At 33.6% G+C, this 11,411-nt stretch carries 12 protein-coding genes and 2 pseudogenes; 2 read left to right on the top strand and 12 right to left on the bottom strand.

From position 1 onward, the window contains the following. Window positions 1-237 precede the first annotated feature (237 nt). The 12 genes and pseudogenes from A9G25_RS13350 to A9G25_RS12305 form a co-directional block, all read right to left on the bottom strand. Window positions 238-381, bottom strand: a pseudogene (locus A9G25_RS13350) (hypothetical protein); the annotation flags it as partial. 79 nt (window positions 382-460) lie between these two features. Continuing rightward, window positions 461-679 carry a hypothetical protein gene (locus A9G25_RS06005; RefSeq protein WP_065626184.1) on the bottom strand — a complete coding sequence of 73 codons (219 nt, stop codon included), beginning with the start codon at window positions 677-679 and terminating at the stop codon, window positions 461-463. 18 nt (window positions 680-697) lie between these two features. Next, window positions 698-1,567 (bottom strand): XAC2610-related protein, encoded by an 870-nt coding sequence (locus A9G25_RS06000; RefSeq protein WP_065626183.1) that lies wholly within the window; start codon window positions 1,565-1,567, stop codon window positions 698-700. 2 nt (window positions 1,568-1,569) lie between these two features. Further along, the gene (locus A9G25_RS05995) at window positions 1,570-3,240 is read right to left on the bottom strand and encodes a glycoside hydrolase family 19 protein (protein ID WP_141675017.1); all 1,671 of its coding nucleotides are present in this window, start codon (window positions 3,238-3,240) and stop codon (window positions 1,570-1,572) included. A gap of 37 nt (window positions 3,241-3,277) precedes the next feature. Beyond that, a complete protein-coding gene (locus A9G25_RS05990) occupies window positions 3,278-4,261 on the bottom strand; it encodes a hypothetical protein (protein ID WP_065626181.1) in 984 nt (327 codons plus the stop codon). A 16-nt stretch (window positions 4,262-4,277) separates the two neighbouring features. After that, window positions 4,278-4,583 (bottom strand): annotated as a pseudogene (locus A9G25_RS05985) (M23 family metallopeptidase); the annotation flags it as partial. Window positions 4,584-4,638: 55 nt separating this feature from the next. Next, window positions 4,639-5,187, bottom strand: a complete 549-nt coding sequence (locus A9G25_RS05980) for a hypothetical protein (protein ID WP_081297167.1) — start codon at window positions 5,185-5,187, stop codon at window positions 4,639-4,641. Window positions 5,188-5,219: 32 nt separating this feature from the next. Continuing rightward, window positions 5,220-5,447 (bottom strand): hypothetical protein, encoded by a 228-nt coding sequence (locus tag A9G25_RS05975; RefSeq protein ID WP_065626179.1) that lies wholly within the window; start codon window positions 5,445-5,447, stop codon window positions 5,220-5,222. A gap of 501 nt (window positions 5,448-5,948) precedes the next feature. Next, window positions 5,949-6,380, bottom strand: a complete 432-nt coding sequence (locus A9G25_RS05970) for a hypothetical protein (protein ID WP_065626178.1) — start codon at window positions 6,378-6,380, stop codon at window positions 5,949-5,951. A gap of 2 nt (window positions 6,381-6,382) precedes the next feature. After that, a complete protein-coding gene (locus A9G25_RS05965) occupies window positions 6,383-7,702 on the bottom strand; it encodes a hypothetical protein (protein ID WP_065626177.1) in 1,320 nt (439 codons plus the stop codon). Window positions 7,703-7,715: 13 nt separating this feature from the next. Then, window positions 7,716-8,513 carry a hypothetical protein gene (locus tag A9G25_RS05960; RefSeq protein WP_065626176.1) on the bottom strand — a complete coding sequence of 266 codons (798 nt, stop codon included), beginning with the start codon at window positions 8,511-8,513 and terminating at the stop codon, window positions 7,716-7,718. 15 nt (window positions 8,514-8,528) lie between these two features. Continuing rightward, the gene (locus A9G25_RS12305; protein WP_141675016.1) at window positions 8,529-10,652 is read right to left on the bottom strand and encodes a M23 family metallopeptidase; all 2,124 of its coding nucleotides are present in this window, start codon (window positions 10,650-10,652) and stop codon (window positions 8,529-8,531) included. On the opposite strand from A9G25_RS12305, the gene A9G25_RS05950 reads away from it, so the two are divergent. After that, window positions 10,651-10,932, top strand: coding sequence for an IS3 family transposase (locus A9G25_RS05950; RefSeq protein ID WP_065625218.1), 282 nt, complete (start codon window positions 10,651-10,653; stop codon window positions 10,930-10,932). The genes A9G25_RS12305 and A9G25_RS05950 overlap by 2 nt on opposite strands. Then, window positions 10,929-11,411: DDE-type integrase/transposase/recombinase (locus A9G25_RS05945; protein ID WP_141674942.1), on the top strand; the 483-nt coding region annotated here is incomplete at its 3' end. The genes A9G25_RS05950 and A9G25_RS05945, both read left to right, overlap by 4 nt.

Raw genomic sequence — 11,411 nt, 5'->3', positions numbered from 1 at the left:
ATTATAATCGGATACGCCGTCATTCAGCCAATGGCTGGGTATCACCTGAACAATATGAACAACAATATTACCAAAACGAAAAAATGATAGAGGCGGGCACTGTCTAATATTTTGGCGAGGATCAACTTCAGTACTACCATGCCCTTTATTCCTTTTTTCTTTGGCGGGGGTTGGCATTTAATTTGAATTCCAGCCAGCGTAGTACAAATTGTTTAAATGTCGTTTAGTCTTCTACTATTAGCTCATCAGGGAATGAATCAGCTTTCTGCTCTTGTTTGATAAATGTGGGTCAATACCTTTAGCGATTTTCTCTTTGGTAAATGCCCGTAAATGACGTGCCTTTTGGATATCTATCTCAGGATAAACCCCATAAGAGAGACACGTTTGTTTTCCTTACCATGAAAAATGAAATAACCAATATTTTCACCGATTTGGATAGACATCAAGAAATAAACCATCCTCATCTTTTAAGGTATAGGTCATCAACTTCGTTCCATTTGCTTAACGCTGCATCTGCATACCATTTACTTTCATATTTTACCAGTAAATGCCCTATCTGCTCCGCTGTCCAGCTTGTTCGTAACACCGCATTGAATTGTTCTTTGGTAATTTGCTTTATACCTTGTTTACGCAGCCCCCATAGCTGAACAGAAACTATATAATGTTTAATATAAAACACTTTAATTTTAAGTTAAGTTTATAAATTATTGTCTATCATTTTTATTAATGGAGCATTTTCAAACTTGACTTTATTAATTGAAGTTTTTTTTATTACTTTGTTTTTGTCATTATAATGAATCATTTCCCCTTTATTTTTAAGGTAATTAAAGCTAAATTTATAAAGATTATTGTGATACAGCATTGATTTTTCATAAAAACAGCATCCGTCATGAGATTGACCTATTAATACTTTATTTTCATATAACACCTTTGGGTTAATAATATTATTAGACAATTGTTTAGAATAACGGTAAATGGATGTTTTGGGATCATAGAGAAAATAAGAGTAACTTATATTAACATCGCCATAATTTTCAGAAACTCTAATATCAGGATAAGAATCGAAATTTAAATCTTCAAAAATAATATTTATTTCATCTTCTAAAGAAAAAAAACGTAATCTTTGTTCATTTTGATTTACAACAATCACTAATTCGTAATCATTGTCATTAATAGCTTCTATCTTTATACTTGATATAATCTCTTTATAAGAGATACTTTCTTTTTTTAAAATCAATGGGTATTGTTCCCCATTAATTGTCCCATCTCCATTAAAAAGATTATTTCTTATATCTAAATGTATTGAAGAAAATTTGTTACGTTCAATTTTTTCTGATTCTAATTGAATGCTTTTATTAATGATACTGCCGTTTAACATGTTAATCGAATCTTGGTCCCCGATTTTATATAATCCAGTTATATCATTTTTATCACTAATATCTAATGTTAATATTAAATTTTTATTTTCAAATACCCCCTTCAATCCAATTTTCTCATTTATTAATAAAATAGGATTAGCAAAAATTTTTGATATAAAAAAGATAGAAAGAAAAAGTAAAAATTTCATTATTAATTTACTCCAAAAGCTTTCTTTGCAATTTCTAACATTTCGGCACGGTGTGCCATATTGTTAGGCTCTTTTTCCTTATTGGGATAATAGGGATTATCTTGTTTTTTCCAACCATTGACATATACTGAAACCCAATACAAGTCATCTTCATCTGCTTTAATATTTAATTTGGGCTTTATTTTTAACCAATAATAACCAGATACCAAAGAAGCTAACTCTGGATCACTTGCTACTTTTTTAGCATTTTCTAAAGATGAAGTGATATCTAAATTATGATATTTTTTTAGTGTTCTTAAATACGTTTGACATGCAGTATAATTATTGCGTCCAGTAAGTTGTAAAAGTCCTCGCCCTTTGAATTTTATGCCATCTCCTTCTAATATATTTCCTAAACTTCTGTTTCCTTCATAAGCTTTACCACTCGCTATTTCTTCCATATAACGTAATTGCCCAGTCTCATGAGCTATTTGTGCTAAGAAATGTGCTTTTCTTAATGGCGATTTTATATCAAATATTTCCATTGTATCATTAATAAATGGTAAAAATGTTTTTATTATTTCTGAATTACACCCTGACATAATTGTCGATAATTGTTCATAACTGACATGCCTAAAACTTTTTATAAATAAATTAAATAATGCCACCGGATGAATAAACCACGCCTTGCCGTCAGTTGATAGGTTGGTCAGTTTAGGCGTATTGGTATCAGCATCGCTTTGTTCGGTGCTGGTTGTTTGGTTTTGTGCTTGGGCTTGTGCCACTTGTTGCCACCACAGTGACGGTTTGATGCGCTCTTCTTTTTCTCGTTGCCAGTTTGATTTGACATGTTCATGCGCTTCGTCTACTTTTTCCATAGCAAAATCACGCTGATACGGTCGGGTTATGCCAAGTTTATCTAATCCTTCTTCAATAAGCGCTTTTTGTTGCCGTTTTTCTTCTTCAAACAACTCATCTATCTCATTCCATTTGCTTAACGCTGCATCTGCATACCATTCACTTTCATATCTTACCAGTAAATGCCCTATCTGCTCCGCTGTCCAGCTTCTGCCTAACCCCTCTTTTAAATTGCTATCCGTAAAAGTAGGGGGCGGTAGGTCTTTTTTTCGTTGGGTTGAATAAATCAGGGTGCCTGTCAAAATTTGATGCAGTGCCCGCATCGCCGGCGTGTAATCGTCTAAATCCAATTTAGCTACCTTATTCTTGCCTAGCTTGTCTGATAATTCTCCTACCGTGGCTTTTTCTTCTATCGTTTCAAAACCAGTCCAGTGCCAAGGGCTAACAAGTTTTATATGTGCTTGCACATTTTGTTTTATATTCACCCAACCTTGTATCGGGAAAGTTTGCTCATCAAGTGCCGTCACTTGTACCCATTTCGCCTTTTCTTCATCTATCGCTAGATGACCTTCACGCGCTAACAAACTCAGGGACACAGCTCTAGGATAACATACCGTATTACGTGTTTTTTCCTGAATAGACGGAGAGCGGCTATCGAATGATAACGGGAAGTTATTCCAGTAACTTATGCTTGAACTCAGTTGCCCATCTTGTCCTTTAAGATGTAATACCTTATCCGATTCTATCCAGTACGGCTTATTCTCAATAATAAACCGAATAGTGAAAAAATTATCATCGATACACATCCAGTAACGTGGTATATTGGTCCTTCCCATTACAAATAAGTCCAGCTATATAATTAGCTCAGTACCATTAATAATCATCATAATCATTAGTATCAATATAATTTCGACAGGCTTTTATTTCTTTGGGGTTGCACGCTCTTTCTTTTTTATATTCAAATTGGTTACTTTCTTTGTTTAGATACTGTCCCGATTTATACAGGCATTCTGTTTTGACCCGTTTGTAACGATTATTACCTATGTATTGAAAATCATCGATTAGCGATATTTCGTCATTTGCTTTTTTACCCGGGCAGGTTTTGTAGCTAGTGGCCTCTTTTTCTTCATGAGCAAAACGAAAACCATTACCATCGAGATTTAATTTAACAAATTGTTGTTGTTTTTTGTCATAAGCGTAGTAATCTGCTATTCGATTAGGACCATAATTTCTATTTTTAGTCAGATAAAAATCATTATTATCACCATTAAAATTAAAATCAAAGTCTTTATGCGCTTTAATACTAACATAAGAATTAAACTTGCATCCTTGTATACCGGTAATAGTTTGAATAAGGCGACCATCATGTTTACTATAAATTTTGATCCCCACAATTTCTGCTTTTTCCCCTTTTTTCTTAGATACTACCACTTTAAAATAAAAATCTTTAGTGCTACTTTCTTGTAAATAATCTATATTATTAAATTCTACTTCGCGTAATGAATGTTCATCGTATTCATGATATTCAAATGTTTTTTGTAAATTTACCTTATCACCATTAAAGGTATAGCCTGTTAGCTGTTCTGGTCCAGAATCAAGAGAATCAACATTTTCAATCACTATTTTATCTAATGATTTTACATCATTAGATTTAAATTTAGTCGAATAACTACTATTTCTTATATCAAAATTCTTAACCTGATGATCTTTATTATCAATATAAATAGCAAAATCATATTCAAAATAAAATTCAACTTTATTTTGACCAATGGTACCCGTGTAAATACGACTTAATTCTGCTTGGCTAATTGTCGGTATTAATAATATTATAAGTAAAATAGACTTGATATAATTCATTTCATTATTCCTTAATTTATTTCTGTTTTGTGCGTTGCTGTTTTGCTTTCGCTTCTTTTTCTCTTCTAGCCCATTCTTCCTCTTCTCTTCTCTCTTTTACTTTTGTCTGCTTATCTTTATCTATTGTCTGTAAATTAACAAAGAATGCCGGATTGATTTTGTAGGCTAATCTATCTTTTTGTTTATTGTTTGTCGCAGATCGGTTATATATTGGGTTCATTGCAATTTCAAAATGTAGGTGAGGATTAACGACATTTTCAGCATTACCTGTATCGCCTGTATAGCCAATTAAATCTCCTGATTTAACCTTATTACCCACTTCCTTTAACTTACTTAACGGTTTGAAATAACATTATGTTGGTTTTATTGTTAATAATTTAATTATCATTGGTTTTTTCTCTAATATATCCATTTTGATCTAAATCATAATGCTTAATTGTTAAATTATTATCATATTCTGTTGTAACGGTAATGATAAAATCCGTTGAGATGGTAAAATGTGTTTTTTCAACTAGATCTTCATTATTTCCAGGTTCGTACCATTCACCTTCAACGTATAAATCTGATCGTATTTGATTATCTTTTATTGTTAATAAATAAAGTCTGTAAGGAAAATCTCCACAATCCTGTGGCACTAAAATTACATTAATGTCATTTTTTGAAGGTATAGGTATATAACGAAAATCTATTTCACAATTCCATGACTCTAAATCTTCAATTTTACAATTTTCATTGTTGGCTAAATTATATTTCACATTTTTATAAATTTTATTTAATGGTAAAATGTCTGTGCTTTTTTCAAAACAGAGATTTTTATTATTTCGAGGTATACTTTTGTTTATATTATTTTTAATAAGGGGCTCTTGTGCATATGCAAAAAAAGGGAATACACAAAATATCAAATAACTAATATAGATCTTTATCATAAAATATGTCCTAAAATTATTAATTAATTATTTCATAACAAAAGTGAAGCCAATGGCTTACCATTCAATGTTTCAGAATCTTTACAAAAATATTCATCCTTTAAAAAAATTTGATCAAATTGCCTTACATCATAATGCACCCAACTCGTTGCTCCTTTTTTTCTGGCAGACTCTAAATTAAACATATTTTCTTGACCGGCTAACCAATCCCACTTTGCACCTAAATATTTATTAAAAATATCTTTTCTCAATTTATTCATATCATCACATGATCTCGTCCTAACCCCATTTTTATTAAAGTGTATATCTAAAGCCTTTCCTTTATGGTTTGTCGATTTTCTATTTTTTTAGATATTTCGGTCATAACATCGATATCCGGATGAATAAACCATGCCTTACTATCAGCAGATAGGTTAGAAAGGGCGACGGTATTGGTCTTGGCGGTTTGGGTTGCTTGTGCCTATGCCACCTGTTGCCACCAAAGTGAGGGGTGGATGCGCTGCTCTTTTTCTCGTTGCCAGTTTGATTTAATATATTGGTGGACCTCATCCACTTTGTTAAACGCAAAATCTTGCTAATAAGGCTGGGTTAGCCCCCTGTCGGTTAATTCCGCTTCGATAATCTCTTTTTGTTGCTGTTTTTATTCTTCTTTTTCTTATAGTATCTTCTGGATCAGAATGAAATTTCTAATTTTTATAAACTGATTTCCACCAAAAAACAATTTATAAAGGAAAGTTGTATATACTTTTTGTAAGGCTCTCTTATTCTTTACTTAAACTAATTAACTCTAATCTATTATTAATAAAATTATAATATCTTTTTTTATAACCTTCTTTACTTTCGTTTTCATCGGGATCTGCTATTATTCCAGAAATAATAATCAAACTACTATTTAAATGGTATTCTATTGAAAACCCATTTTCTCCATTTTCATCTTCTATTAAATAAGCATTAGGTAACCCAATAATTTTGTTAGAAAGCAAATTTCTAATCTCTCCACAAATTGCCCCTCCACCACATCCATAAACCTTAACTAAATAATGATAAGCAAAATTTGCATTTTTAATTTTTGTTTTGGTTTCAATAGAAAAATCATCAAAATTTAAACCGGTATTACTTTTAATTTGATTAGCAAGAGAGTGACTAACTAAAAATATAAAGAAACATAAAATAGCATACTTAAATATTTTCATATTTATCTCCCATTCCCATTTTTCGATTCTCTTAATACCTTAACCATTTGATCTGGTAGTATATGGGCCGAATTCAGCCCATCACCTTGATAATATGATGAACCTTCAAAAGCAGCAACTCGTCCCCCACTTATCGTTTTACCTTTACGTACTCCTGCTGATGCAAACTCTTTAGCCCAATCATAAATTGCATCTTCAATATCGCCATCATGCTCTAAATATTTTATTATGTTTTTCCTTTTAATCTTTATCAAATATTCTTCAAATAAAATATCTTGTGTTTTTTTATTGTACTTAAGTGATAAATCTAATTTCAAATAAGCTACAGCAGCCTTTAAAGTTTGAGGAATTATTTGAAAACGTCCTGCAGCAAATATTTCTCTTTTTGTTTGCTTATTAATTAATTCTTCTATTGTCATAGATGTTAAATTGGTATTAAAAAAAGCTTTTAATTTTGGTTTAGTTTGATTATAGGCTGAATAATCATTGTTAGATTCCACTTTTCCTAATAATAAAGCAAACGGACTTTCAGCCCAATTTCTTTTCCTATCAATTATCTTGAAATAATCAATCATCGCAATCGGGTGAATAAACCATGCCTTGCCGTCAGTTGATAGGTTAGTCAGTTTAGAGGAATTAGCCTCACTTTGTTCGGTGCTGGCGGTTTGGTTTTGAACTTGTGCTTGTGCCTGTGCCACTTGTTGCCACCACAGTGCCGGTTTGATGCGCTGCTCTTTTTCTCGTTGCCAGTTTGTTTTGACATACTCATGTGCTTCATCCACTTTTTCCATGGCAAAATCACGCTGATATGGTCGGGTTATGCCAAGTTTATCTAATCCTTCTTCAATAAGCGCTTTTTGTTGCCGTTTTTCTTCTTCAAACAGCTCATCTATCTCATTCCATTTGCTTAACGCTGCATCTGCATACCATTCACTTTCATATCTTACCAGTAAATGCCCTATCTGCTCCGCTGTCCAGCTTCTGCGTAACCCCTCTTTTAAATTGCTATCCGTAAAAGTAGGGGGCGGTAGGTCTTTTTTTCGTTGGGTTGAATAAATCAGGGTGCCTGTCAAAATTTGATGCAGTGCCCGCATCGCCGGCGTGTAATCGTCTAAATCCAATTTAGCTACCTTATTCTTGCCTAGCTTGTCTGATAATTCTCCTACCGTGGCTTTTTCTTCTATCGTTTCAAAACCCGACCAGTGCCATAGACTACGCCGTTTGATATGCGTTTGCGTATTGTCTTTTATATTCACCCAACCTTGTATCGGCAGACTTTGCTTATTGCCGGCGGGTAACCTTAACCCACTAAAAGCTACCATTTTGTATCATTTCTTAATCTGGCGAAAGTTTAGTTATTAATTTTGTTCTATTTTCTTGATTAATAAATGTGTAATAAGTTACTCCGCCATCAAAATATTGTACAATCTCTAGCTTATTTTTCCCTTTCCACTTATATTCAACTTCAACTTTCATATAATCATCTTCGTAAATACTTGAAAAATCTTCCCCCAGTTTGATTTTTTTTCTAAATACGTTTGAAGGATTAAAGCTCATTACTTCATATACATCCAATATTGTCATGTTTTTATAGTAACAAACTTTAGTTGACTCCATCTCAAAATATTTTGTTTCAAGACAATTTTCATTACGTTTAAAATTATTTATTTTATTTTCATCTGTAATAGCTAATTGCTTATAAAAAATCAAATGTTTATTATAAGGAATCATTAATTCATTATTATTAAGTAGTATGATAATCTCATAATCAAAGCCAATGCACATTTCCGATAGATTAGAAGAATCAATAAAATACAATCTATTAAACTTATTCAAAGATAGATCATATTTTTTTAAATCTTCATCATAATCCTCAAAGATATTAAGTTTGGTCAACTGATTATAGATACTTTCTTTATCCCCCTTAAAGCTCTTAAAATTGCAACCTAACACTTTAATTTTTTGTTCATCACCAACAATAAAATTATTTAAAATATTGGCTAACCATTTCTTTTCTTTACTTTCTACATTTATTTTATCTTTTATTAACAAATAATAATGATTATCATTAGACGCATAAGTAAAATATGGCACTAAAAACAGTAAAATACATCCAAACAAGAATTTTTTCATTTTTCCACTCCTAATTTATTGAGGGTCTGCCCCAAATGAATTTCGATATCCCTGTTTTAAAAGCTCCAGTGGATCTAATAAATCTTTGCGTCTTTCATAAGGTTTATTCGCTTTATTACTTAATGGTTTTTTCAAATCTAATCCGCTTTCACCTGAATAATATTCTAAATGTAACATGTAAATAATTTTTCCGGATAATACCATTAATGGGGTATCGTCATTATTTAGCAACTTACCTGTTTTTGCTAGTATAGCACCTTGCTTAACAGAATCGCCAACTTTGAGGTTTTTAATACTTGACTTATCTACTTCACCATAACGAATAATGAATTCTCGTCCACTATTGGTATGATGCTTAACCGTTATTTGATGAGTTTTGCAATAAAAATCTCTAATATCTAATACAACACCATCACATACTGCAACAATTTCTGCGTTAGGTTCGGTATATAGATCTCGTCCCGCATGTTTCCTTTTACCACCACTACGATTCGATCCAAACATTGTTTGATTATCATTTTTAGTCCAATTAAATTTTTTACCAAATTGCATATCAAAATTGTTTATTGGTTTTACTTTTAATGGGAAAATAATTTCAGTACTTCTAACATTAAAATAATCAATCATCGCAATCGGATGAATAAACCACGCCTTGCCGTCAGTTGATAGGTTGGTCAGTTTAGGGGAATTGGTATCAGCATCGCTTTGTTCGGTGCTGGTTGTTTGGTTTTGAACTTGTGCTTGGGCTTGTGCCACTTGTTGCCACCACAGTGACGGTTTGATGCGCTCTTCTTTTTCTCGTTGCCAGTTTGATTTGACATGTTCATGTGCTTCGTCCACTTTTTCCATGGCAAAATCACGCTGATATGGTCGGGTTATGCCGAGGTTATCTAATCCTTCTTCTATAAGCGCTTTTTGTTGCCGTTTTTCTTCTTCAAACAGCTCATCTATCTCATTCCATTTGCTTAACGCTGCATCTGCATACCATTCACTTTCATATCTTACCAGTAAATGCCCTATCTGCTCCGCTGTCCAGCTTCTGCGTAACCCCTCTTTTAAATTGCTATCCGTAAAAGTAGGGGGCGGTAGGTCTTTTTTTCGTTGGGTTGAATAAATCAGGGTGCCTGTCAAAATTTGATGCAGTGCCCGCATCGCCGGCGTGTAATCGGCTAAATCCAATTTAGCTACGTTATTCTTGCCTAGCTTGTCTGATAATTCTCCTACCGTGGCTTTTTCTTCTATCGTTTCAAAACCAGTCCAGTGCCAAGGGCTAACAAGTTTTATATGTGCTTGCACATTTTGTTTTATATTCACCCAACCTTGTATCGGGAAAGTTTGCTCATCAAGTGCCGTCACTTGTACCCATTTTGCCTTTTCTTCATCTATCGCTATCAGACCTTCACGCGCTAACAAACTCAGGGACACAGCTCTAGGGTAACATACCGTAGTACGTGTTTTTTCCTGAATAGACGGAGAGCGGCTATCGAATGATAACGGGAAGTTATTCCAGTAACTTATGCTTGAAGTCAGTTGCCCATCTTGTCCTTTAAGGTGTAATACCTTATCCGATTCTATCCAGTACGGCTTATTCTCAATAATAAACCGAATAGTGAAAAAATTGTCATCCTTCACTGGCTTAGAATACACACTCGGTAACGTAATCTCTTGCCCCTTTCCATTACTAATCAGTTCAACGATATCAGGAATAGCTGATAGGGTTAATTCTGGATAGCGCGATAGGTAAGTATTGATTAAATACTCTTTATCTTTCGACGTTAAGCTATACCATTGTGGTTGCTTGTCTTTAGGGTGTATTTTTCCATTAACGCCCGTACTCACTTTGCCAACATCTGTGTTTAATAACGGGCGTGTTCTTAACGCATCAAAAGATATTGAGGGAATAGTAAAGGTATAGGATGCTTTGACCTTAATATAGTAACTCTCGGTATCACCAGTAAAATGAATTCCCATTCCTGCACTTAAACGTCCAGCAGATGGTGACGCTTGCGTTAATCTTGCCCCTTTTTCCACTAATATGATTGTCTTTTCACTTTCGGGTAATTGGTCTGATCCTCGCCAAAAAAGTGGACAAAAGTTGCCTCTATGGTATAAACAAAAATCATAGGAGACAAATATCATGGTCAAAAAATTTAATATCGAATTCAAACAACAATCAGTGGATTATGCGTTATCTAATGCACACCTTTCTATCAGCGAACTTGCCAATCATCTAGGTGTGGGTAAATCAACCCTAGATAAATGGATTAGGCAACTTTCCCCGAATAAAACCAGCCGTCGAGAGTTAACCGCTGAGCAACAGCGGATTATGGCGTTAGAAAAAGAGATTAAAGAACTGAAAATGGCTAATGATATACTAAAAAAGGCGCATGTGTACTTCATCAACAATCCAAGTCGATGAAGTACGCTTATATGAAAAATCATTTAACCTGCTATCCCGTTACTAGGATATGCTCATTACTTGGTGTCAGTTCATCGGGTTATTATGCTTGGTTAAAAAGAGCAAACAAATCAGTTAAACTCAGCGAGTATATCCAAAAGCAGTATTGGCAACATAAAGCCCGTTTGGGTGCGCCAAGCCTGCTTCATGATGCAAGAGAAGCAGGCTATCAAGTTTCAGAAAGGACAATTAGCCGTGTTTTGCAACAATTGGGATTACGGAGTAAAGCAGCACGTAAATTCAAGCATAAAACAGACAAGGCTCATCACAATATTGCGCCCAACACGTTAGATAGGCAATTTAATCCTGATAAGCCTAATAAAACATGGGTAACCGATATTACTTATATTAAAACGGGTGAAGGTTGGTTATATTTGTCGGTGATTATCGATTTATATGGACGAAAAGTGATTGCTAGGCAAACCAGTCGCTACATAGAC

Origin of the sequence: Gilliamella sp. Bif1-4 (genome assembly GCF_001690535.1) — a bacterium.
Classification (GTDB): Bacteria; Pseudomonadota; Gammaproteobacteria; order Enterobacterales; family Orbaceae; genus Gilliamella; species Gilliamella bombi.
This window is presented reverse-complemented; position numbering and strand designations above follow the sequence as displayed.

Coding starts and splice junctions, on each gene's coding strand:
- A9G25_RS06000 (WP_065626183.1), bottom strand. CDS start 1,567: ATGAAATTTTTACTTTTTCTTTCTATCTTTTTTATATCAAAAATTTTT.
- A9G25_RS05965 (WP_065626177.1), bottom strand. CDS start 7,702: ATGGTAGCTTTTAGTGGGTTAAGGTTACCCGCCGGCAATAAGCAAAGT.
- A9G25_RS05970 (WP_065626178.1), bottom strand. CDS start 6,380: ATGAAAATATTTAAGTATGCTATTTTATGTTTCTTTATATTTTTAGTT.
- A9G25_RS05980 (WP_081297167.1), bottom strand. CDS start 5,187: ATGATAAAGATCTATATTAGTTATTTGATATTTTGTGTATTCCCTTTT.
- A9G25_RS05960 (WP_065626176.1), bottom strand. CDS start 8,513: ATGAAAAAATTCTTGTTTGGATGTATTTTACTGTTTTTAGTGCCATAT.
- A9G25_RS05950 (WP_065625218.1), top strand. CDS start 10,651: ATGGTCAAAAAATTTAATATCGAATTCAAACAACAATCAGTGGATTAT.
- A9G25_RS05975 (WP_065626179.1), bottom strand. CDS start 5,447: ATGAATAAATTGAGAAAAGATATTTTTAATAAATATTTAGGTGCAAAG.
- A9G25_RS05990 (WP_065626181.1), bottom strand. CDS start 4,261: ATGAATTATATCAAGTCTATTTTACTTATAATATTATTAATACCGACA.
- A9G25_RS12305 (WP_141675016.1), bottom strand. CDS start 10,652: ATGATATTTGTCTCCTATGATTTTTGTTTATACCATAGAGGCAACTTT.
- A9G25_RS05995 (WP_141675017.1), bottom strand. CDS start 3,240: ATGGGAAGGACCAATATACCACGTTACTGGATGTGTATCGATGATAAT.